This window comes from Rothia sp. HMSC065G12, assembly GCF_001811455.1.
GTDB classification, from domain to species: domain Bacteria; phylum Actinomycetota; class Actinomycetes; order Actinomycetales; family Micrococcaceae; genus Rothia; species Rothia dentocariosa.
On record NZ_KV804818.1, the window covers coordinates 127,575 to 151,179 of the forward strand.

Below are 23,605 nucleotides of genomic sequence, written 5' to 3' on the forward strand. Positions count from 1 at the left end.
GGAATGAAAATGACGACAGTTCACCCGGCTCTTTCTTACGAGCTGTATCCACCACGGTCGCACGCAAGCTGCGATTCCTTGCTCAAAACCATCACCGAGCTTGAGCAAACCAACCCGGATTACGTTTCCGTCACCTATTCGGGCGATGCTCAACGCCGCCAAAAGACGTTGGCTCTGCTCGATCACCTGGTGCATGAAACCTCGCTGAACCCGCTGGCGCATCTAATCTGCGTGGGGCATTCCGTGGCCGATTTGGAACGCTCGGTTCGTCTGATTCTGGGGCTTGGAGTACGCGGGTTTCTGGCGCTGCGCGGCGATATTCCGCCCGAAGACACGCGCCCGCTTGAGCTGCCTTTTGCCCGCTACCTGGTGGAGCTGATTCGCAGGGTGGAACGTGAGGATTTCGCGCATCTTGCTGCGGGGAAGGTGTCGATTGGGGTTGCGGCGTACCCGCATAAGCACCCCGAATCTTCCTCGCTTCTTCAAGATATTGAGATTCTGCTTTCAAAACAGCGTGCCGGGGCGGATTTCGCCATCACCCAGGTTTTCTTTGAGACCGAGCGCTATTCGGGGCTGGTGGATGCTGCGCGCCTTGCCGGGGTGGAGATGCCCATTATTCCCGGCATTATGCCCGTTACCTCGCTGACTCGGCTAACGAAGCTGTGCGAGCTTGCCGGGCTTGAAGTGCCGCGCGAGCTGGCGCATCGCCTGGAAACCGCGAGCGATCCGCGCGAGCTGCACCGCATCGGCGTGGAACATGCACTCGACCAATGTCGCAAGGTGCTTGATGCTGGCGCCCCCGGCCTGCATTTCTTCACATTTAACGAGCATGAGGCTGTGCTGGACGTACTCGAAGAACTCGACGTTCCGCGCTACTCGAACCGTTTCAAACTCCCCCTGAGCGATCTTCAATACCTCTAAACTCCCCTTTTATTTGACACCCTCCCACAGTAAGGAACTAGGATGACCCGCACCCCATTCCCCGCAGCAACCATCGTTGGTTACCCCCGCGTGGGCCGTTTCCGCGAGCTGAAGAAGGCACAGGAAGCGTTCTGGAAAGGCAAAATCACGCAGGATGAACTGCGCCAGGCGGCCGCAGATGTGCAGCGCACCTACTATGACCGTGTGATCGAGCGCGGTCTTAGCGCCACCGATTCGTCTATTCCGGCGACTTTCTCGTACTACGATCAGGTGCTCGATGCCGTGCGTCTTTTCACCCTCGTGCCCAAGCGTCTTGCCGACGCCAAGGATGCGCGCGGCCTGCTCGATCTGCCCGGATACTTTGCGCTAGCACGCGGCACCGAGACGCTGCCTCCGCTGGAGATGACGAAATGGTTCGATACGAACTACCACTACTTGGTGCCCGAGATCGGTCCGGATACCGAGATCAAGCTGAATCTTGAGGCTATTGACGAGCAGCTTGAAGTCGCCAAGGAGCACGGGGTGACGGTGCGCCCGCAGCTGGTCGGCCCGCTCACTCTGCTTCTCGGGGCGAAAGCCGAGCAGGATTCGCCCGAAGGGTTCACACCGCTGGATCGCCTGGACGATTTCGTGAAAGCCTACCGGCAGGTGCTCGCCGAGCTGGCGGCACGCGGCGTGCAGTGGGTGCAGCTCGACGAACCCGGCCTGACCGTGGACCGCGACATTCCCAACGCCAAAATCGCCGAATTGGCGCGTAAAACTTACACCGCGTTGACAGCCGAAACGAACCGCCCCGCAATCCTGGTGACAAGCCCCTACGGCAACCTGCGCGAGAACCTGCCCGCGCTGTTAGACACCGGTATTGAGGCGCTGCATCTCGACCTGGTTTCCACCCTCTACGATGCCGAGGCGCTGACCGCCTTCAAAGACTCCGGCGTAACCCTGGTGGCGGGTGCCATTAACGGGCGCAATATTTGGCGTGCCGACCTGCGAGCACTCTTGCACGCGCTCCAGAACATTAACGGCGGTGCGGTGGCAGTTGCATCCTCAACCTCGCTGCAGCATGTGCCGCACGATCTTGACCTTGAAGACCCCGCCGATGTGCCCGTAGACGGTCTGGCTTTTGCCGACCAGAAAGTCGCCGAGATCGTGACTCTTGCCCGCGGTCTTGCCGACGGTGAGTCTGCGGTTGAGGCAGAGTTGAAGACCGCCGACGAAGCGCTGGCACGTTTCACAGCGGATCCGCGTAAGCATAATGCGGCAATCCGTGAGCGTGCCGCATCCGTGAAACCGCAGGATTTTGAGCGTCCCGAACTGAAGATCCGCCGGGATGCCCAAGCCGATCTGAATCTGCCGAAGCTGCCGACCACAACCATTGGTTCGTTCCCGCAGACCGGCGATATTCGCCGCCACCGTGCAGAGGCGCGTGCCGGTAAAATCACGCAGCAGCAACTTGACGAGTTCCTGCGTGAAGAGATCGCCTCCGTTATTAAACTCCAGGAAGATTTGGGCCTGGATGTGCTCGTGCACGGTGAGGCCGAACGTAACGACATGGTGCAGTACTTCGCCGAAAACTTCGATGGTTTCGCCACGACTAAGCACGGCTGGGTGCAGTCCTATGGTTCACGCTGCACCCGCCCATCGGTGCTGTTCGGCGATGTGAAACGCTCAGGTGAAGGGCTGCGCGGCGAGGCCGTGACCGTGCCCTGGATTTCCTACGCCCAGTCGCTCACCGATCGTCCCGTTAAGGGCATGCTGACCGGCCCGGTGACTATTCTGGCCTGGTCATTCGTGCGTGATGACCAGCCGCGCGAGGAAACCGCGAATCAGGTGGCGTTGGCGCTCGCCGACGAAATCGCCGATTTGGAAGAGGCGGGCATCCGCATCATTCAGGTGGATGAACCGGCGCTGCGTGAGCTTCTGCCACTGCGCCGTGATGAGCAGCCCGCGTACCTGGCGTGGTCGGTGAATGCGTTCCGCCTGGCGACGAGCGCGGTCGAGGATAAAACTCAGGTTCACACCCACCTGTGCTACTCGGAGTTCAACGAGATTATTGATTCGATTAATGCCCTGAATGCGGATGTGACCAGTATTGAGGCGGCGCGCTCGCATATGGAGCTGCTGGCGGATATTCCCGAAAGCTATGTTTCGGGGCTGGGCCCGGGCGTGTGGGATATTCACTCGCCGCGTGTGCCTTCGCAGTCCGAGGTTGAGGAGCTGATCCGTGCCGCGATTGGGTACGGAACCATCTCTGACCTGTGGGTTAACCCGGATTGCGGTTTGAAGACCCGCGACTACGAGGAGACAAAGAGGACGCTGGAGAACGTGGTGGCCGCAGCAAAGAAGGTTCGGGCGAGCCTGTAGTCTCTGGCGCGGAGCCTCTCCCCTACCCCTATAAAGTGCCTTAATTACAGGCTTAAACAATCACAATAATTCCGCGAGCAGGTGGTTTTTGATTCGAGCAGGTAGGAAAATCCTACCTTATCGGCAAAATCCTACCTGCTCGCGGTTATATAGAGGGTATGCGCATCCAATATAGGCATTTATGTTCCCTAAGACATAGTCCTATCTCACATAAATAAAAAATTTACTGTTGTGACAGCCTAAAATTGTTATTCACAGAATAATCATTCTGAACATATGTTCACTTCTAGTTTAAGTAACCTGTACATATGCTCTTAAAATTACTATTTCTATAGGTATCTATTCCTAAAATGCGAGCATGACTACTACAGATTCTCCAAAGAAGAAGGGTTCTGTACCCCGCTGGCTTGCTATCCCGACAGCCAAACCTCAACTGAGCACAGCAGAGGTCACGGCGAAGTACCCACGCCTACGTTTTCAGGTTTTTATGGGTATTTTTATCGGGTACGCAACGTTTTATCTGATTCGCAATAACGTTCCGCTTGTTACGCCGATTCTGACTCATGAGCTCGGTTTTAGTAATGCGGCTATTGGTGCGCTTTCTACGGCGTTGCTTTTAGCCTATGGTTTCAGCAAATTCTTTACCGCTATGATTTCTGACCGCTCTAATGCGCGGTTATTCCTCCCCATAGGATTAGTACTTTCTGGTATTGCAAACGTTCTGCTCGCTATCGCCGGGTACATGGGATCCGGTGCGGCAGCTGCAGGATACGGGGCCGCAATCGCATCCACCATGGCCGCCATTATGGTCTTCAACGGTATCTTCCAGGGTATGGGGTGGCCGCCCTCAGGCCGCGTGCTCGTGAACTGGTTCTCAACGAGCGAGCGCGGGTCTAAGGTTTCTCTCTGGAATACCGCACATAACGTTGGTGGCGCGCTTTCGGGTCTTTTGGTTGCCTGGGGTTTCACGCTCTTCGGTAAAACCTGGCAGGTTGCTTTTTGGTTCCCCGCCGTGATTAGCTTTGTGCTTGCTTTTGTGGCATGGCTGCTGATTCGCGATAATCCAGAGGCTGAGGGTCTGCCCACTATTGACGTGTACCGCAACGACCCCCACAAGGTTGAGTCCACGGACGAAGACCGTTCTGAATCAACATGGACGACTATTCGTAAGCATGTGCTGACTAATTCGACCATGGTGTATCTGGCTCTTGCTAATGTCTTTGTGTACACGCTGCGCTACGGCGTGCTGGTGTGGGCGCCTAAATATTTGCACGATGTGCGCCACGCCTCCCTTGAAGGCGGTATCGCTGGGTTCTCAATCCTGGAGCTTGCCGGTATTGGCGGCACTATTCTCTGCGGTTTCGTCTCTGACTACGTCTTTAAGGGGCGTCGTTCACCCGCGGGTATTCTCTTCTTGATTGCTACCGTAGGCGCTATTTTGCTGTATTGGCTGCCTTCAGCCGATGCTCCGCTCATTATCGCCTATATTGCGTTGGCGCTGATTGGCGGTCTGATTTATGGGCCGGTGATGCTGATTGGTTTGCAGGCTATCGACCTGTCGCCTTCACATGTCGCGGGTACCGCCGCAGGATTTACTGGTCTTTTCGGGTATGCTCTGGGCGCTACGTTGGCTTCTACCGGTATCGGCATCATTGTGGATCACTGGGGCTGGGGCACCGCCTTCATCTTCATGATCGTGTGCTCGGGACTGGCAATTGTTTTCCTCTGGCTTGTTAATGGGGCCGAGAAACGCATGATGGCTGAGAGGGATAAGAAACTCGCTGCAGAAAACGCACAGGCGTAATTTCAGCTTCCGCGAGCAGGTGGTTTTTGATACGAGCAGGTAGGATTTTCCTACCTTATCGGCAAAATCCTACCTGCTCGCGGTTGCCTTTAAGGGGCAAAGGGTGCCAGCGTTCACCGAATTACGCCCCTGAGGGAATATGCCGAAGAGGTGTTATCTTCAAGGTTCTCGCGCCTCAAAGCCCCTAGAATGGGGTCATGGATAATGCAAAGAACTCTGGAATTACGACCGAATGGGTCGATAATGCGGTTAAACCGGGCGATGATTTCTTCCGCCATGTGAACGGCCGCTGGCTCGATACCTATGAAATTCCCGCCGACCGTTCCAAAGACGGCGGGCTGTACACTCTGCGCGATGATGCCGAAAAGCATGTGCGTGAGATTGTTGAGCGTATCGCCAAGGAACAGCCTGAATCCCGCATCGGCGCGCTCTACAACTCTTTTATGGATACCGATAAGATCGAGTCCGACGGGTTGGAACCGCTCATGCGTGAGGTCGCCCCGATTCTCAACGCCGCCACGAGCGAGCAGCTCGCCGTCACTCTAGCGCTCCTCTCACGGGCTGGGCTGGCGCAGCTTCTCGGGTGGTACACCAGCATCGATCAGAAAGACCCCGAACATTACGTCTTTTACCTCACCCAGGCCGGGTTGGGTCTGCCCGATGAGGCGTACTACCGCGAAGAGAAGTACGAGCAGGTGTGCGCCGCGTATATCGAGCATATCGCCACTATGCTCGAGCTGACCGGCCTTGCCGAGAGCTTCAACCTAACCCCTATGGAGGCGGCACAGCTCATTTTCTCGCACGAGACCGAGATCGCCGCGCATCATTGGGATGTCGTGAAAAACCGTGATGCAGAGGCGAAATATAACCCCGTCAAAGCCACCGAACTTGACGAGAAATTCCCCGGTTTCCCGCTCCAGCAGTGGCTTCTTGCGCTGGGGGCAGACCCCAAAGAGCTGGGCACGGTCATTGTTTCTCAGCCTTCTTTCCTGGAGGGCGTGGCGAACATGTGGCAGTCCACCCCGCTGATGACCTGGAAACTCTGGGCCCTGTGGTGCGCTATCCGTTCCCGCGCGCCCTACCTGCCGGATGCGTTCGTACAGGAAAACTTCAATTTCTACGGTCGCACCCTCTCGGGAACTGAAGAGCTGCGCGAACGCTGGAAACGCGGCGTTGCGGCTGTGGAGAACGCGCTCGATCAGGAACTCGGCAAGGAGTACGTGGCGGTGCATTTCCCGCCGGAGCATAAGGAGAAAATGCTCAAGCTGGTCAATAACCTGCTGGAAGCATACCGCCGCTCCATCACAAACCTGGATTGGATGACCGAAGCCACCCGCGAGAAGGCACTGGAAAAGCTCTCGAAGTTTGTCACGAAGATTGGCTACCCGGATGAGTGGCGCGACTACTCGAAACTGACCCTGGTGCCCGGTGACCTGTTCGAGAACCTGCGCCGCACCGCCGCCTTTAACAGCGATTTCATGATTGATCGCGCTGGCGACCCGGTTGATAAGAACGAATGGCTGATGTCTCCGCAGACCGTGAACGCCTACTATATGCCGCCCGCTAACGAGATTGTGTTCCCTGCGGCTATTCTGCGCCCGCCCTTCTTCGACCCTGAGGCCGACGACGCAGCGAACTACGGCGGCATCGGCATGGTAATCGGTCACGAGATCGGCCACGGGTTTGACGATAAGGGTGCGCTCTATGATGGCGACGGCGCGCTGAATAACTGGTGGACTGAGGAGGATTTCGCCGAGTTCACCAAACGCACGAGCGCACTGGTTCAGCAATATAACGCCTACACCCCGGCGAACCTTGACCCGCAGAAGTTCCGGGTGAACGGCGAATTGACTCTGGGTGAGAATATCGGCGACCTTTCGGGGCTGTCGATTGCGTTGAGGGCCTATGAGATTGCGCTTGCCGAGCAGGGCATCACCTCGCTGGAGGATGCGCCGGTTATTGATGGCATGACGGCCGCGCAGCGCCTGTTCTGGTCTACCGCGCAGGGATGGCGCACTAAGTCACGCCCGCAGCATGCGGAGATGATGATTTCGGTGGATCCGCACTCCCCCGACGAGTTCCGGGTGAACGGCGTGGTGCGCAATATCGACGAGTTTTATGATGCGTTCGATGTTCCTGAGGACAGCAAACTGTACCTGGCGCCTGAGGATCGCGTACGTATCTGGTAGCCACCTGCCAGCTCCCAATAGCGCGAGCAGATAATATTTCGGCGAGCAGATAACGGATTGCTATCTGCTCGCCGAAATATTATCTGCTCGCGCGGGTTAAAGGATGCCGTATTGCCCAAAGCACCGCCGCCGTAAAGGCTAAGGATGCGGCACATACGAACGCATACGCTCCTGTATCTACCCGCGCACTTAGATGTGAGAAGAGTAAATTTCCCAGCGATGTAAAAAGCGCTGCCGCTAAACTAAAGACAGACATTACTTTTCCAATATGCTCAGCATCGCTCTTCTTCTGCAAATCCGAGAAAAGGCCAATAGTGTAGATAACAATAATTCCACTCACTATACTTTGTGCAGTAATAACGCTGATAATTCCGGGCATAAGTGCCAATACATACGCACCACCGATAACCATCAGTAATATTTGTGGATGCGCCCACCGCCTCAACGCAGGCATGCGGTTGAGAATAAAAGATGCAGCCACGGCGCCCATAGTTCCCATAAACATACCAAGACCGTAAACTTCTTGCCCTAACCCCAAGTAAGCAACTCGTCCCAGAAGCAGGAAAAGTGTTGAGGCACCCCACATATTGAGGAGAGCGGCGAAGACAAGTTCGCGTCTAAAATATGCACTATAGGCTATATATACTAGTCCAATCCTTAAATCGTGAAGTATATGCGTTTTTTGGAATACTTCGGAGCCCTCCGAGCGTCGGGTAGCGACAGACCCAGCGGGCACCATAAAAGTGAGCGCCAAAGACAGAATAAATGACACCAGATTGACGATGATTGAAAGCTCCAGAGCATTCGCAAAATTCTGCATGAGAATCATGGTTCCCACGAGGGGGCTCACAGCACGGGATAGCTCCCCCACCATCGAATAGGTGCTATTGTATTTTTCAAATTCTCGATGTCCAAGAATCTCAGGAATAATAGCGCGGCTTGTGGGGCTGTACGCAGTCGCGGCTAAAGACATGAGAGCCGAAAGAATAATCAGTATATAAACGATAAATTCTCCGCGTGCTGACGATAAAAGAATAAGAGCGCACAGGCAGCAGAGGCTATTAAAAATATCGTATAAAATCAGCAGAGACTTTTTCTTGAACCTGTCAATGACAACAAATCCAAGAATGCTGGCGAGGAATATGCCCGCACCGCTACACGCATTCATCACCCCAACCATCTGCTGACCGGCGTTCTGGCTGATATACCAGGTCACCACAATGGTGTAGGCGACGGTGCCTATGCGTGAAAGCGCCGTCGCCGGGATGAGATAGTACGCTTTACTGCACCTCGCCACGTTCCGCAAAACCTCAGAGCAGAAGACTAGATGCTCGATCCACTACTGCTGCTAGAGCCTGAACCTACCTGGCTGCGAAAGGCTGCGGCAAACCCGCCAATAACCCAGTGCCCGTTTTCATACTTCCCTGTTATATCCACGTCGAGCGTGGTGCTGCGGGAGCTTGAGGGAACATCAGCATCCCTTCCTGAGGTGGCGATAAAGCTGCCCAACCCTATGGTGAATCGGGAAGGCCAAGTGTATTCCCCGCCGGATTCCTTGGGCTTCGGCGTGGTGAGGTTGGCCGTCACCTTAGGTTCTTCAAACCAGATCGTTGAAAACTGGTACGAGGACGACTTAACGGAGCTTTTATCTGTATCATTCAGCGCAGTCTGCTCGATCAGGCTGTCGTCACCGCTCTCCATCATGTACTGGGTCGCCGCAGTATAGAACGCGATACTGGAATACAGCCCTGCCACCGAGTTTTCGTCGGCGTTCTTAGGTTTGATGGGTTTGGGCACGTTCTTCGCGCGTTCGGTGCGGGTCGCCTTACGATACTCCCCCGCCGAGGTATCGTATTCGTCAATCTTCGCTTCGCCACTGAAATCGTTGCGATAGCTTGCCGTAGCATCCGTCGGGAGCGGTTTCACGCTGCCGGCGTTGGATGCGCATCCAACAAAAGCGAGCGCGGAACCTGCGCCCAGCACACCTAGGGCGGTTCTGCGGGATACAAACGACTGTGCCATAAGAAAGACCTTTCATCGATAGCGACTATTGTTCTAACACTATTATCCCGGATACTCCCGGCCAGTACTATCCCCTGGAATTAGGCACTCAGGTTACCCGCTGAGCCAAAGCTAGAAGACAAATCGGTATTGGTGGGAATATCGATCAGCAGCCAGCGTCCGTTGTTATATCGTGCCTTAAACTCTCCGTCGTGAACGTCTTTATTTGCCTCGCTGGGAATGTCTACCGCAGTGCCCTCATACACTACAAAATTACCTGTTGAGAATGTGGTCGTTGCCGCCCATGTGTAGACGTCACCGTTCTGGGTGGGAGTCGGGTCTTTGAGCGTAAACGTCATTTTAGGGTCTTCAAACCACATATTTTCAAGCTCCTTCACGCTGCTTTCCTCAAAGGCTTCGGCTCCGTTTATTCCTCCCACAAAGGTAATTTCTTTGAAGGGAGAGAAATCGTTAGTCATAATTCCGTAGGTGAAGGCTGCCCCAAGAAATCCAAATAGGGAGTAGAGCCCGGCGGAACTTTTCTCGGTCATCATGGCGGTTTTCACCGGTTTGGGCACGTTCTTCGCGCGTTGGGTACGGGTTGCGCGCACGTATTCTCCTGCGGAGGTGTCGTAGCTGTTGAACGTGACCTCACCCGAATAGTCGGCACGGTAGCTCGCGGATGCGTCCGCCGAGAGCGGCTGCACGCGGGAGGCGCATCCGGCGAAGGCGAGCGCGGAACCGGCGCCTAGCACCCCGAGGGTGGCTCTGCGGGATATGGACGAGGAAGTCATGGGCGGGCACCTTTCTCATGGAAACGGAAAATACGGCGTCGTTACCGGTATTTTCGTTCGGGGAGAGATGTTACCGTGACGGGCGCATCCTCTATTATCCCGGAGTAGAGCCGCAGTACAGGTAATTATGACACTCCCGCCACATACAAGCCCCGCAGACATAGATTAAGCCCGCAGAAACGCACGTGTTTCTGCGGGCTTGTCCTATATTTACGTCCGATGCGGTTCAGCCCGAAAGAGGTTTAGAACCCGAGTCCTCCGCCGCTGCCGGAACCGGTGGATGCGCCACCGCTGGCGCTGGGGCTTGCGGAGCTGCTCATTCCAAGGTCAATTTCCCAGACACCATCTTTATAGGTACCTGTAAAGGTTTGCAACCATTCCTGATGCCGCGATTTCTCGGGGATATCCGTCACCTGACCGTTTTCAACCGTAAAGCTACCCATATTTATTGATACCTTTCCTTCCCATGTATAGGTGTCGCCTTCAATCTTGGGCTGCGGAGTATCAAGAGAAGCTTTGATAGTGGGGTCTTCAGACCAAGACTTATCCGGTACCCCAGAAGATTTCACCTGTTCTTCAAGCTTTGAGACGTGTTCTTTGCCTTTAAGGTTGCTTTCCATAAGAGCACTGCCGTCTGCCGTCATATAGAAATACTGGAAACTAGCAATAATAAAGGCGATATTCTGATAGAAGCCCTCCACCGATTTATCATTCAGGTTATCCGGCTTAATAGGTTTCGGAACGTTCTTCGCCGGATGCTCACGGGTTGCAGGTTCATAGTTCCCGGCGGAAGTATCAAACTTCTCGAACTTGACCTCGCCACTGTAATCGTCACGCTTCGACGAATCAGAACCGCCGCCGCCATTAGAACTACTGGTCGAGCACGCGGCAAGAGCAGCCGCCGCAGAACCGGCGCCGATCACCCCAAGAGCGGAACGGCGGGTCAGATAATGTGCTGGGATGTTCATAGTATTCCTTTCGGCGCCTTGCTTATGCCCGGATAATAATAAGGTATCCTATCCGTGTTTAGGGCAGAGAGCATGAGCGCTCCTTGTGGTTGGTTTACCTTTAACTATCCTGCCATGCGTCATGATTTGTGCTTGGGATTGCCGCAGGTATTTCTACATATTCTCAGGTTGAGGTCGCCCCGCTGAATATTTGCTGGTACGCATATTCGTAATCGTGAAACCCCTTAGCGCCTTTATTTCTTTGCCTCCGGTGTAGGTACGGGTGTGGGGGTTAGGTCTTCTACGCGCATCCTAAAATGTGAGAAAAGATCAGTTCTTTCGGGTGCTCCCACGATCTTTTCGGGAACGCTCACCTTACACCACCAGCGGCCGTCACGATGCACCGCGGTGAAGGTGGTCTGGGCAACTTCGTACCGTTTCGCGAGAGAAAGGTTTACGGTCTCTTTCTCGCCCACCTGAAAGGTTCCGTAATCGAGGGTGGTCTTTCCTTCCCAGGTGTAGGTATCGCCCTTGATAGTCGGTTCAGAAGTTTTGAGGGTTACTGTTGCCGCGGGATTATCGAACCAGACGCGCCCTTCACGCATTAAAGAGAACGCTTTTTCGTCTTTTTCGCCGCGCATGACGCTATGTCCCGGCTCCGCGGCGGCACTTTCGTCATAAAGTCGGGTGTTGCCGGTGGTGTTCATATATTGGAGGGCGGCGGAAATATAGGCGATCGTATTGTAAAGCCCCTGCACAGATTTATCGTTCATATGCTCGGGTCTGATGGGCACAGGCACGTTCTGAGCCGGATGATCACGAGTTGCGGGTTTAAAGGCTCCTGCAGATTCATCATATGTATCGAATTTGACCTCACCCGCAAAGTCGGTGCGGGTTTCGTCAGAGTTTGTGGCAGATCCTTGGTTTCTTGATAGGCAAGAGGCGATAAATCCCGCTGAGCCTATGCCCAACAGCGCGAGTGCGGAACGACGGGGAAAACGACGGGAGGTGTGGGAGGGCATCGAAATGGTGTCCTTTCAGCGCCTTTTACCCGTGCATCAAGGCGCAAACTGTGGTTGGATGTATTCCCATTGTGTACATGATGTAGAAATTCATGCGAGATTTAAGTGTTCCCTGAGCAAAGATTCAGCTAAGAGCGCGGAAAACCCGCAAGAACGCCATGCTTCCTGCGGGTTTTCTTTAAGTAGGAACCTACACTCGGTTCTCCTAGACGAGCTTGTGCGGTATTGCTACTGTGCCCCGCCGTTGCCGGATGTGCCTTCTTCCCCGGCTCCTTCCTGCGGAGCCTGCTGCTGTGGGGTTTGCTCCTGGTTCTGTCCCTGCTGCTGATTCTGGGAGCCACCCTGAGCGTCTGAAGAACCTCCGCTGCTTTGCTGAGGATAGGACAACCACCAGGTACCGTCTTTATAGATTCCTTTAAAGACCGCAGGCGCTTCTTCTGTCATCTTCTCTTTAGGGACATCTATAGCCTGACCCCCTATCACGACGAAGGAGCCGTTGGTAGCCTTCATCTTTCCGTTCCAGGTATAGGTGTCACCGTCAGTCTTGGGTTGCGGGGAATCCAGAATAGCAGTCAGCTTATGGTCCTCAGCCCAGGTTTTTTGCTTTTTCCGTTCTTCAACAGCTTGCTGAACCTGATCGGCAGGGAGCTTATTCCCCTGAGGATCGAGAGCAACTTCCATAAATGGGGCAGGATCATTGGCGTTATTAAAATACTGCCATGCCGCAACCATGTACCCGATAGCCGCATAGAAACCAGCAACGGATTTCTCACCCATCTGCTCTGGTTTGAGGGGCTTGGGGAAGTTCTTCGGGGGCTGTTCCTTGGTGCCGGGCTCGTACTTACCCGCAGAGGTGTCGTAGTTGTCGAATTTCACCTCACCGCTGTAGTCCTTTTGGTCTTGGCCACCGGATGCGGAGGAGCCTGACCCGCCGGCATTATTTGCCCCTGAACAGGCAGCAAGAACCACCGCCGCAGAACCGGCGCCAAGGAACCCAAGCGCGGAACGGCGAGAGATATTCAATGAAGACATGCTAGTCCTTTCGGAACCCAAGCCCTAACACTCGGGCGGTATCGATCATCGGAGGTACAGCATATGCATATACCCGCTATCCATCACGATAACGAGAAAAGAATACTCTCGCCGTAAAATTTCGCTAGATGCCAAACAGCGAACCGGAGCTGCTGGAGCTTGACGAACTAGGACTACCGGAGGCGGCCGAATCCTGATTTGGGTCCGTAATCATCCATTTGCCGTCCTTATAAATTCCCTTGAACGTAACGTCTTGACTCTGTTCCTGGTTCAGTTCCCGGCCCATTCCCCCGCGGCCGCCCATACCACCAGCTTTCATGGTAACGCTTCCATCCCAGGTGTAGGTGTCGCCGTCTATCTTCGGCTGCGGGGTCTTGAGGCTGCCGGTAATTTTTATGTCATAAAACCACACGATTCCCCCGGCGCCCATCTGCTTGAGCTGCTCAAACTGTGCTGCAGGCACCTTCTGCCCGGTATTGTCTGCAATAACCTCCATCATGGGCTCGGGGTCAAAAGACTCGAGGAAGTACTGCATGGATGCAAAAAGGTAGCCAATAGACGAGTAAAAACCTGCCGCCGACTTATCGTTAGCGTTATCCGGCTTCTTCGGCTTCGGCACATTTTCGGCGGGATGATCCTTGGTCGCGGGCTTGTATTCTCCCGCAGAGGTGTCAAAACTATCGAACTTGATCTCGCCGCTAAAGTCGGTGCGCTCGCTCGGGGAGCTGACTCCGCTAACGCTTCCAGAGCACGCGGCAAGCGCCACGGTCGCAGAGGCTGCACCCGCCAGACCAAACGCGGTGCGACGTGAGACATGTAGAGCGGACATTCTTTTTCCTTTCATGGTGCGGACTTCTTAGCCCGAATATCTGTGTGGTGTTTCTAGAGTGAAAATTCTTGAGACGATCCAGATCCTGACGAACCCGAGGAGCTGCCGTAGATAACCCACCAGCGCCCTTCCGTATAGGTTCCACGGTAGAGGGTATCTGATGTCTCTGTCTCAGACTCTCGGCTTACTCCACTCGGCCCGTAAAAGGTACCCAGCGAAAACGATATTGTTCCCTCCCAGGTGGCACTCGTACCGTTCATCGTCGGTTCCGGACTCTTGAGAATCGCCTTAAATTTGGGGCCGCCAAACCATGATTTACTGCTCGTGGTTTGTTGTTTCAGCTGGTTAAATTTAGATTCCAGGACATCTTTGTATTCTGGTGGAAACGCATCCGCCACAAGGCTAAAGTCCAGGGTTTCCATGGCGTACTGCATGGCTGCCGTCGTATAGCCAATCGCCGCATAAAATCCTGCCGCCGACTTATCGTTTATATCTGAGGGTTTCGTTGGTTTAGGCACGTTCTTTGACGGATGATCTTTCGTGGCAGGCTCATAGGCGCCAGCCGAGGTATCGAAACTCGTGAAGCGAACCTCGCCTGCATAATTACTGGAACTGGAGGAAGAACTTGAACTGGAACTAGATGGAGAGCTGGAACTAGAGCTGGATGCGGTTGCCCCCGCACTCTGCTGCTCGGATGCGATTCCTCTCACCTTCGGGGCGCAGGCGCTCAGCATCATCGCCGAGCCCACCGCACCGGCTGCCGCAAGAGCGGTTCGGCGCGAAAAATCATAGGATCTTTCTGACATATTTCATTCCTTTCGGCGTCTTAATCGTCAACGATTAAAACCCCTGTGATGTGGCTGGGTACCTTACTATTGTGCCGTTAAGCCGTGCGAACATGCGTTATATGACGTCATCATAAGCTGTTATATTTTTCTCATCGTCCCTGCGCGCACCCAAGAACCAGCGCCGAGCGCACTCCTTCCAAGGAAGGTACAACGCTATGGTGTAGCTGTAGAGCTCTGTGAGGCTACGGTCTTTGACCGAGTTTCAACGCTCCAGCGCCCGTTGGTATATGTTCCTTTAAAAACCATGTCTTCGGTATTACTTTTTTGCCGTTCCGTTAGGTCGTTTACCTGCCCACGATCGACGCGGTAGTTCCCGAACTCCATAGAAAACTTCCCTTCCCACGTGTATGTATCACCTTCCATCGCGGGCTGCGCGGTATTCAGGGAGATAGTGACGCGCGGGTTCTCATACCAGTTTTGCCCCTCCCTCATGCGCGCCAGTATTTGCTCATTTGAGGAATTATGAACATAGTGTTTCTCGTCCTCGGTGAGCGCGCTGTCATCGTAGGGACCGGTGTCACCAGTGGCGAACATATACTGCATAGCGGCGGCGATATAGGCTAGGCTCGCGTAAAATCCGGCAACGGACTTTTCATCTGCATTCTCAGGTTTGATAGGTTTGGGAACGTTCTTGGGAGGGGTGTCTCGTGTGGCGGCTTCAAAACTGCCGGCAGAATTATCATATTTTTCGAGTTTGACTTCTCCGGCATAGTCACTGCGTTCATTCGAGCATGAAGCAACCGTAAAAAGCACCGCACCGGCACCCGCAGCACCCAGCGCGGAACGACGTGTTAGCACATATTCCACCGTGAATCCCCTTTCGCGCGGCATCAAAATACGGGAAGTCCCTTCATTATCCACCTTAAGTAGAGGTTTATAGCAGATTTCAGCGGTATGCGCTCTGTGAGATTTCGCTCGATACGCTTTCTCTATAGAGTTGCTGGTTCACACGTACGCATTCTTGTATACTCATAAGTCCTGTGCAGTTCTAGGTAAACCCGCAATTTCCCTCTATGCGATATCGCCTTGTGCGAGGCGCGCACATAGAATGCCGCTAAGTACTATAGATGGGAGCATGGCGCTTTCCGCAATATGCGCGGGGAAGCCGCATTCGCTGGCTTGATGTCAAGAATAGATGGTTCCTGACATGGTTCATCACAAAGGAGAGCCTTCTGCCCTCATGGCTTTACTAAAATTCTTCAAATACGATCTCTTGATTACCCTGGTGGCACTTGCCGCAGCCGCCGTTTATGGTGGTGTATCAGGTTTGGTCTCCGCCGTTATTCTGATTGTCCTTGAGATCGTGTTCTCATTCGATAACGCGGGTGTGAACGCAAAATATCTGAATAAAATGTCGCACGCATGGCGCAATATCTTCTTGACAGTCGGCGTGCTGGTCGCTGTTTTTGGTATGCGACTCATCTTCCCGTTCCTGATCGTGTGCCTTGCGGGTCATGTAAGCCCGATCGAAGCCTGGAACCTTGCGATGGAACGCGGCGACCCGCATACGCCCGGAACCTACGGGTTTATTCTGGAATCCGCGCACCACACCATTGCCTCCTTCGGCGGCATGTTCTTATTGATGCTCTTCCTGTCCTTCCTGTTCGAGGCGGGTAAAGAGGTTCACTGGCTCTCCGTGATCGAAAAACCGCTCGCTAAAGCCGGGCACTTCGATTCCATGCCGGTCTTGGTTTCCGGGGTTCTCTTAGTGACGGCTTCTCAGCTTTTTGGCGCTGAGCATCATGAACAGTACAGCATTCTTATCTCTGGTCTTCTAGGTATGCTCACATTCCTGGCGACCAACGGTCTTGCAACATTTATGGAGGCCCGCAATGAAGAACGAGAAGAGTCTCTAGCAGAAGTCACCATGCTGACCGGCAAGGCCGCGTTCTCGATGTTCCTCTTCCTTGAGGTGCTGGATGCTTCCTTCAGTTTCGACGGTGTTCTCGGCGCATTTGCGGTAACCTCAGACCCGATTATTATTGCGCTCGGCTTGGGTGTGGGCGCGCTCTTCGTGCGGTCGATGACCATTTACCTGGTCGAAAAGGGAACCCTCCAGGAGCTGCGCTACCTGGATCACGGCGCGCACTGGGCTATCGGTGTTCTCGCGCTCATGCTCCTAGCAACCCTCAAGTGGGATATCCCCGATTTCGTAATTGGTCTTTCCGGTATCGTATTCATCGCCGGTTCAATTATTTCCTCCCGACGAGCAAATCGGTTGGATAAGTCTCTGCCCAAAGCCTCCAATCTTCACAATGCGCCTGTAGAACAAGCGATGAATACTGAGGGTAAAAAGTAGGCTTTATCCTGTGAGCAGATAAATCTTGCTTATACACAAAGGTCCCGCATGCATCAATACGATGCGTGCGGGACCAGCTTTATGCTCCGAAAAGCACAATTATCCATTCAATTACTGGCACCTAGAATGATTTGATCTGCCAGGCACCATCAGAATACTTACCCTGAAAATACACCGAAGTTTCTGTCTTACGTTGTTTTTCATCGGTGTAGTCCTCGCTAGTTCCATCAGGGAAGGCACGAAACTCTCCTAAATCGATGACCATCATACCGCCCCAATTGTAGCCGCCACCGCTTGCTTTTGAGGGACGGGGAGAGCGCATGGCAAACGTTACTTGAGGGTTACCAAACCAAATCTCACCATCTTTGATCCTATCGAAAGAGGATTGATCATTTTTTAAGAAACCATCCTTTTCGCTTTGTGCCAATGCAGACTTATTAATCATTTCGTCGCTTCCCGTCTCAAAAAGGTACTTCAATGCACCTGCCATAAAGACTAGATTAGCGTAAAAGCCATCTGCTGAGTTCTCTTTAGCTTTATCATCTAAAACAGGTTTAGGGATATTCTTTGCTGGATGTTCACGCGTTGCGGGTTCATACGCGCCAGCCGACGTATCGTACTTATCGTTTTTGATAGTAGTACCGTAGTCTTTTATGCTCTCCGAGGGTGATGCCGATGCAGAGGATGAGGACGATGAGCTTGACGCGGACGATGAAGAGCTTGAAGAGCCGCTAGCGGCGGCATCGACGGGTTTTACGGAGGCGGCGCATCCGGCAAGAGCAATGACAGAGCCAGCGCCAACGATGCCTAGTGCGGCACGGCGGGTTACATCATGAGGTGACATGGTGTTGTTCCTTTCGGGGCTTCCGTAACGCCGCAGGGCAGGCGACTGCGGGAAGCACGGGTGGCGAGCGCATGAACTCGCCATGGGTGTTTCTCTCTACTCTAGTGTATCGGGACTGCGGGAGCCCGTATATCTGCCGTTCTAGGGTCTTAGAATTTAGAATACGGTATGTTTCCGCATAATGCGCCAAAGAATTTCACCGGTTACTTTCCGACTATTTGTGAATCGGTCAAGTTCCGGGAGCGGTGGTTGAGATTACAAAAGCCCCGCAAGATTGTAGAAATCTTGCGGGGCTTCAAAGTTAGCCGTTTGACTTGGCTTTCGGACTAACGGTTTCGGTATTACCAGTTTGAGTGGTAGCAACGCTCCACTTGTTATCAGAGTAAGTACCAATAAATGCCCCTGGGACTTTCACATATCCTTCCCCAGGCGGAATATCGTTCACTTCCTCAGGAGTAGCCGTAAATTCGCCTATGTTCATGCTCAGTTGAAGAGACCACTTATAACGATCCCCGTTAATTTCTGGCTGTGCGGTGAGAGTCTCGATCGTAACTGTAGGATTACCCAACCACATCTCCTTGTTTTTAACCTTCGGAAGAACCTGAGACCAAGTGGGATCTTGATATATAAGTTGGACTTCATCTTCCTTATAAGCCCCTTTACGGAAAGGCCCGTCGTCACCCGTAACGAACAAATACTGCATGCATGCAGCGTAGTAACCGATATGCGCGTAGAAAGCCTCAACGGACTTTTCGTTAGCGTTCTCCGGCAGCTTCGGAACAGGAACGTTCTTCGCGGGCTCGGTACGGGTCGCGGGCACGTACTCCCCCGCCGACGTATCGAAGCTGTCGAACTTGACCTCGCCTTTGTAATCCTTAGCGGGTTCCGACTTACTGGAGCTTGACGAGCCGCCACTGGAGTTTGAGTTTGAGTTCGACGAAGAACATGCTGCGAGCGCGGCCGCGGTGCCAGCACCCAGCACGCCCAGCGCTGCGTTACGGCGAGTCACGATCAACGATGACATAGTATTCTTTTTCCTTTCATATGTGCCTCATTCAGAGCGAATAAGGCATAAATCTAGTGAGGCTAAGAAACCCCAGCCGCTAAAACAACAATGTTTTAGATGGAGAATCCGCCGCTTCCAGCAGCACCCCCACTGCTGCGAATAGTCCACGAACTGCCCGAATAGAGGGCCTCGAAGGTGATATCCGTATCAACGTGTTGTTTACTGGAGTCCACATCTTTACTCATGGAGTTCACGACGACGTAGGAACCCATATTCATCTTCATCGTGCCATCCCAGGAGTAGAAACTGCCGCTGCTGCTCGGGGTGGAGGTGTTCAGCGAGAACACAACGGTCGGGTTGTCCAGCCAGGCATTGCCCTCTTTGATCATTTTGAGCATCTTTGAAGCATTAGTGTTACTGGACAGACTCGACTTTTCAGATGACACCAGAGCGCATTTCTCGAAGGGCTCCATATCGCCGGTTTGGAAGAGGTACTGCATAGAGGCCGCGATATAGGCGATGTTTTCGTAAAGTCCGTCTATGGTTTTCTCGTTGGCTTTATCAGAGAGCAGGGGTTTGGGAACGTTCTTCGGCTTCTCGGTACGGGTTGCGGGCTGGTGTTCACCCGCAGAAGTGTCGTACTTTTCGAGTTTTACATCGCCCGTGTTTTTCGAGTTGCCGGGCAGAGTAGATGCACTCGATGATGAGCTGGAGGATGAAGCGCTTGACGACGATGAGCTCGCGGAGGACGAGCTCCCCTGCCCGAGGTCCGCGGGTTTGACGGCGGGGGCGCATCCGACAACGACGGTGGCAGATCCTGCGCCCAGCACACCCAAGGCGGCGCGGCGGGAGACATGGTGGGGTAAACGGGTTGGCATGTTTGCCCTTTCATCGGTGCTCTCAAGGGATGCGGTTACGAGCGAGGTTCCGGGCCTCAGCACATCTTTTTGCCCAAAACTGCGCAGTCAGGGGCGGAAGATAAGCCTCAACTTCCCAGTTTGTTGCTCCATACCAGAGACATTACGTCGATTGTATCTTAGAGCTTTGTTGAACCCCGGACTCCTGGACACGTCTTCATCATTTCGTTATCTATTTGCTCTCTATGTGGACTTCCTAGAGAGGCGCTGCGGCACGGCATAAAATCGCTCATGAGTACCATTCCGTATTAGCGGTTGAATATATCACCGAACTGTAGAAAAGTCTCTATACGAGCTTTACGATTAAACGAACATTGTTAGTGAGCTAGTACACGGGAGGTTCCCATGAAGGCTGTAGTTGTCCCTGACGTTGTTGATGGCTCGATAAATGTCACCGATGTTCCCGTGCCCGAGGTGGGGCACGGTCAGGCGCTCGTGAAACTAGAGTACTCCGGCGTCTGCCACACCGACCTGCACGTTGCGGCTGGTGATTTCGGTGAGGTTCCGGGGCGCATCCTGGGGCATGAGGGTATTGGTATTGTCACCGAAGTTGGTGAAGGCGTTGAATCGCTCAAGCCCGGTGACCGTGTTTCTATTGCGTGGTTCTTCCAGGGATGCGGGCACTGCGAATACTGCACCTCCGGCAGGGAGACCCTATGCCGTACCGTCAAGAATGCGGGCTACACCGTGGACGGTGCCATGAGTGAGTATGCCCTTGTCACGGCAGACTATGCCGTGAAGGTCCCCGAAGGTTTGGATGCGGCGCAGGCAAGTTCGATTACCTGCGCGGGCGTGACCACCTATAAGGCGATTAAGGAATCGCAGGTACGCCCCGGTCAGTGGCTGGTCGCCTACGGCGCTGGCGGACTGGGCAACCTGGCGGTGCAGTACGCCAAGAAGGTTTTCGGTGCCAAGGTTATTGCCGTCGATATTAACGATGACAAGCTGCAGCTTGCCGCCGAAACCGGTGCCGACGTCACGATTAACGGTCGTGAGGTTGAGGATGTACCGGCAAAGATTCGTGAAGTAACTGATGGTGGCGCTCAAGCCGCCGTGGTAACTGCGGTATCGAAGGTCGCTTTTAACCAGGCGGTTGAGAGCGTACGTGCTGGAGGCAGCGTAGTAGCTGTGGGTCTTCCCCCCGAGAAGATGGAGCTGTCCATCGCGAAGGTCGTTCTTGACGGTATTCGCGTGCTCGGCTCGTTGGTTGGCACCCGTCAGGATCTTGCCGAAGCGTTCCAGTTCGGCGCAGACGGGCTAGTAGTTCCCGTAGTGCAGCTGCGCAAGGTTGATGAGGCCCCGCAGATCTTCGAGGAGATGAACGCAGGCAAGATCAACGGGCGTATGGTGCTCGATTTCGCAAGCATGTGGTAAGGCAAGAAAGCTTCTCACACGGGTGCGTTAGGTACTGAATCTATGCGGTAGCGCGGGTTGCCGCCCGTTTCTAAACATAGGGTTCTGAACCCCTAATGCAAAAAGCGGTGTCCCCTGGAACGTATGGAAATTCCAGAGGACACCGCTTTATATGCGGAGCTAGGGATTAGCTGTCCTGGGTATCGTGGGATGCGGAGCTGTCGGATCCACCAGTTTCATAGAAACCCCCAACACTCCATTTGTTATTGTCGTATTTAGCCGTGAAGTTAATCTTCTGAGTGCGCTTCTGCTGTTCTTCAGGAAAATCTACAACCTCACCATCATGTACGCCGTATTCCCCCCGAGTTACGTTCACGGTTACCGGCCACGTGTAGGTGCCGTTCTCTTCCTTAGGCTTAGCATCCTCAAAGTTCATCACAATTTTAGGGTCTGCAAGCCAGCTCTTCCCGCCCTGAAGCTCCGCAAAAAGAGCACCCGACAGTGTGCGCTCTTTATCCTCATCGCTCATAGCGCTTTCTTTGATCAGAGATACATCGCCGGTCTGCAGTGCGTACTGCAAAGCCGCGCCAATGAATGCGATCGAAGAGTACAGACCCGCGACTGAGTTTTCGTTCATATTCTCAGGCTTGATGGGCTTGGGAACATTCTTAGCGGGAGTCTCACGAGTCGCGGGCTCGTAGGTGCCAGCTGAGGTATCAAACTTGTCGATTTTAGCTTCGCCGCTATAGTCGCTGCGGGTGCTCGTCGAGGAAGCCGACGTGCCGGAGTCCCCGCCGTTGCCGTTCGAGTTAGAGGAAGAGCACGCCGCCAAGAACGCGGCAGAGCCAAGACCCAAGACGCCTAGAGCACCGCGGCGGGATACAGAAGTAGTCAGCATGTTGTTATCTTTCAGTCGGTGATTATTGCCTATTTATTATAGAGTGCATACACCGGAAGAACCCATTTAGGGCAAGCTATGTTCCCACGGGCGCGCGGGTGCGGGGAGATTACAGGTTTTGCTGATGTGCCTGGGGATTACGCGGTATGAGGTGCTGAGGCTTGTAAGTTGCGTACGAATCGGATCTCTCGTAACGCCTCAAACGACTCCCGACCCTCTAAAAACCCAGACTCCGACAACTGCTGCACCGAAGAGGCCCACTCCCCCGTACGCACCTTATACAAAATATGACCAAAAATCACCGTGCCATCGAACTGCCCCGGATCAAAACTCAGCCGCTTACGCTTGCCCTGATCCCGGAAAATAATACGAATCCACCCGTTGCGGTTGTTATCCAGATACGTGAGCCTATCAATCGAGGTATACGGTGCGGTATAGGTGCGTCCGAGGGAGTTACGCCAAGTGACCGAGTGCTCATCAAACCGGATATAGAGTACATAGTAATTAATAATGACTACCAGCCCCATAGGGGCACCTAATATAAATATAAAAATATGCATGCCAAGGTCGAACCCAAACATAATATCTATAAAAAGAGGAAAGGGTATCAGGATAAAAAGTAATATTCCCCATCCGAGGTAGAGGACAAAGCGCGGGCGGTGCTGCCTCACCCCGACGGAGACATGTGAACCTTTACGTTGGATGCCGGGCATAGCTCCGACGAGTAGGCCGCCAAGTAGACCACCTAAAATACCGTTTTCCATCTCATAGCTCTCTTTCTAACCCGCCATATCTGCTGATACGTCTTTTCAACTGTACCTTTCTTAACATACTCATCACGTGCTTTCAGAGAGCCTTGTTAGCTTCACCAGGGCATAAATAGAGCAAGAGGGGTGCGCTCACGAACACACCCCTCCTCAATTATTAGACGCTGGTTATGATTCCTGATGATGCTCTGCATCAGTGGTTTCTTGGTCTTCAGGTTCCTGCTCTTCCGGGCGGTTCCGGCCCGTATCCCAACCGGTATAGAACACCCCGATGCTGATTAGCATACTCACAAACATCAACGCACCCCAGCCTATCCCTGGACCCATAAAGGTGCAGAATATGGTACAGACGAAAAATAAGACAGTAAGTACCGCACCTGTAATCATGAGGAACCATTTATAGAGAAGAACATCGAGATCCACTAAAGTCACCTTTATCTTAAGACGAAACAGCGTAGGCTAAGGCTAGTCTAGTTTGAGTTTCCTCTCATAACACAACCGCTTAATACGCTCAAACATCTTCTCATACGACCCAAACCCAGCCACCAACTCCTCAACCCGCTGCGCGTTCAGGTCCTTCGGCCACTCCTTATGCTCCACCCGAGACAAAACCATCGCAAACAGGATAGAAGCATCAAACTGCCACGGATCAAAACTCAGCCGCACCCTCTTGATGTTGCGGCTGCGTACCCTCAGGTACCCGTTCTTCCCATTACTTTGCAGCAGGATTTCGCTGATACTCTCATACGGCATATACCGAATCTTCCACC

At 53.6% G+C, this 23,605-nt stretch carries 21 protein-coding genes and 1 pseudogene; 6 read left to right on the forward strand and 16 right to left on the reverse strand.

The features are described from left to right. Positions 1-9: 9 nt before the first annotated feature. From HMPREF2804_RS09525 to HMPREF2804_RS09540, 4 genes are all read left to right on the forward strand, one after another. On the forward strand, positions 10-921 hold the full coding sequence (locus tag HMPREF2804_RS09525; RefSeq protein ID WP_070628131.1) for a methylenetetrahydrofolate reductase: 912 nt from the start codon (positions 10-12) through the stop codon (positions 919-921). Between the two features lie 42 nt (positions 922-963). Then, a complete protein-coding gene (gene metE, locus HMPREF2804_RS09530; protein WP_070628133.1) occupies positions 964-3,285 on the forward strand; it encodes a 5-methyltetrahydropteroyltriglutamate--homocysteine S-methyltransferase in 2,322 nt (773 codons plus the stop codon). A 358-nt stretch (positions 3,286-3,643) separates the two neighbouring features. Next, positions 3,644-5,089 carry an MFS transporter gene (locus HMPREF2804_RS09535; protein WP_070628135.1) on the forward strand — a complete coding sequence of 482 codons (1,446 nt, stop codon included), beginning with the start codon at positions 3,644-3,646 and terminating at the stop codon, positions 5,087-5,089. A 197-nt stretch (positions 5,090-5,286) separates the two neighbouring features. Continuing rightward, a complete protein-coding gene (locus HMPREF2804_RS09540) occupies positions 5,287-7,278 on the forward strand; it encodes a M13 family metallopeptidase (RefSeq protein WP_070628137.1) in 1,992 nt (663 codons plus the stop codon). 79 nt (positions 7,279-7,357) lie between these two features. Here HMPREF2804_RS09540 and HMPREF2804_RS09545 read toward each other — a convergent pair whose 3' ends face one another. The 9 genes from HMPREF2804_RS09545 to HMPREF2804_RS09585 form a co-directional block, all read right to left on the reverse strand. Then, entirely contained in the window at positions 7,358-8,575 is a 1,218-nt protein-coding gene (locus HMPREF2804_RS09545) for an MFS transporter (protein ID WP_070628139.1), read from the reverse strand. 26 nt (positions 8,576-8,601) lie between these two features. Next, entirely contained in the window at positions 8,602-9,300 is a 699-nt protein-coding gene (locus tag HMPREF2804_RS09550) for a DUF6318 family protein (RefSeq protein WP_070628142.1), read from the reverse strand. A gap of 80 nt (positions 9,301-9,380) precedes the next feature. Next, positions 9,381-10,073 (reverse strand): DUF6318 family protein, encoded by a 693-nt coding sequence (locus tag HMPREF2804_RS09555; RefSeq protein WP_070628144.1) that lies wholly within the window; start codon positions 10,071-10,073, stop codon positions 9,381-9,383. Between the two features lie 242 nt (positions 10,074-10,315). After that, complete coding sequence (locus tag HMPREF2804_RS09560) at positions 10,316-11,041, reverse strand: DUF6318 family protein (RefSeq protein ID WP_048754652.1); 726 nt, start codon at positions 11,039-11,041, stop codon at positions 10,316-10,318. A gap of 233 nt (positions 11,042-11,274) precedes the next feature. Then, entirely contained in the window at positions 11,275-12,042 is a 768-nt protein-coding gene (locus HMPREF2804_RS09565) for a DUF6318 family protein (RefSeq protein ID WP_048779518.1), read from the reverse strand. Positions 12,043-12,270: 228 nt separating this feature from the next. Then, a complete protein-coding gene (locus tag HMPREF2804_RS09570; protein ID WP_070628145.1) occupies positions 12,271-13,074 on the reverse strand; it encodes a DUF6318 family protein in 804 nt (267 codons plus the stop codon). A gap of 124 nt (positions 13,075-13,198) precedes the next feature. Further along, a complete protein-coding gene (locus HMPREF2804_RS09575; RefSeq protein ID WP_246824250.1) occupies positions 13,199-13,903 on the reverse strand; it encodes a DUF6318 family protein in 705 nt (234 codons plus the stop codon). Between the two features lie 53 nt (positions 13,904-13,956). After that, entirely contained in the window at positions 13,957-14,709 is a 753-nt protein-coding gene (locus HMPREF2804_RS09580; RefSeq protein WP_070628149.1) for a DUF6318 family protein, read from the reverse strand. A gap of 195 nt (positions 14,710-14,904) precedes the next feature. After that, positions 14,905-15,558: a DUF6318 family protein gene (locus tag HMPREF2804_RS09585; RefSeq protein ID WP_246824252.1), complete on the reverse strand. Its 654-nt coding sequence runs from the start codon at positions 15,556-15,558 to the stop codon at positions 14,905-14,907. 373 nt (positions 15,559-15,931) lie between these two features. Between HMPREF2804_RS09585 and HMPREF2804_RS09590 the strand changes: the two genes are divergently transcribed. After that, positions 15,932-17,050 carry a DUF475 domain-containing protein gene (locus HMPREF2804_RS09590; protein WP_048754657.1) on the forward strand — a complete coding sequence of 373 codons (1,119 nt, stop codon included), beginning with the start codon at positions 15,932-15,934 and terminating at the stop codon, positions 17,048-17,050. A gap of 121 nt (positions 17,051-17,171) precedes the next feature. Here the strand turns inward: HMPREF2804_RS09590 and HMPREF2804_RS09595 are convergent, their stop codons facing one another. The 3 genes from HMPREF2804_RS09595 to HMPREF2804_RS09605 form a co-directional block, all read right to left on the reverse strand. Next, positions 17,172-17,894, reverse strand: a complete 723-nt coding sequence (locus HMPREF2804_RS09595) for a DUF6318 family protein (protein ID WP_048754658.1) — start codon at positions 17,892-17,894, stop codon at positions 17,172-17,174. Between the two features lie 301 nt (positions 17,895-18,195). Further along, positions 18,196-18,918, reverse strand: a complete 723-nt coding sequence (locus tag HMPREF2804_RS09600) for a DUF6318 family protein (protein WP_048754659.1) — start codon at positions 18,916-18,918, stop codon at positions 18,196-18,198. A gap of 95 nt (positions 18,919-19,013) precedes the next feature. Further along, positions 19,014-19,778: a DUF6318 family protein gene (locus tag HMPREF2804_RS09605; protein ID WP_239664721.1), complete on the reverse strand. Its 765-nt coding sequence runs from the start codon at positions 19,776-19,778 to the stop codon at positions 19,014-19,016. A 384-nt stretch (positions 19,779-20,162) separates the two neighbouring features. Here HMPREF2804_RS09605 and adhP point away from each other — a divergent pair, with 384 nt between their 5' ends. Next, complete coding sequence (gene adhP, locus HMPREF2804_RS09610) at positions 20,163-21,191, forward strand: alcohol dehydrogenase AdhP (protein ID WP_048754661.1); 1,029 nt, start codon at positions 20,163-20,165, stop codon at positions 21,189-21,191. A 166-nt stretch (positions 21,192-21,357) separates the two neighbouring features. Here adhP and HMPREF2804_RS09615 read toward each other — a convergent pair whose 3' ends face one another. The 4 genes and pseudogenes from HMPREF2804_RS09615 to HMPREF2804_RS09630 all read right to left on the reverse strand — a co-directional run. Next, positions 21,358-22,068: a DUF6318 family protein gene (locus HMPREF2804_RS09615; RefSeq protein WP_048754662.1), complete on the reverse strand. Its 711-nt coding sequence runs from the start codon at positions 22,066-22,068 to the stop codon at positions 21,358-21,360. Positions 22,069-22,205: 137 nt separating this feature from the next. After that, positions 22,206-22,832, reverse strand: coding sequence for a hypothetical protein (locus HMPREF2804_RS09620; RefSeq protein ID WP_048754663.1), 627 nt, complete (start codon positions 22,830-22,832; stop codon positions 22,206-22,208). A 171-nt stretch (positions 22,833-23,003) separates the two neighbouring features. After that, positions 23,004-23,258 (reverse strand): hypothetical protein, encoded by a 255-nt coding sequence (locus tag HMPREF2804_RS09625; protein WP_048754664.1) that lies wholly within the window; start codon positions 23,256-23,258, stop codon positions 23,004-23,006. A 42-nt stretch (positions 23,259-23,300) separates the two neighbouring features. Beyond that, positions 23,301-23,605: pseudogene (locus HMPREF2804_RS09630) on the reverse strand (hypothetical protein); the annotation flags it as partial.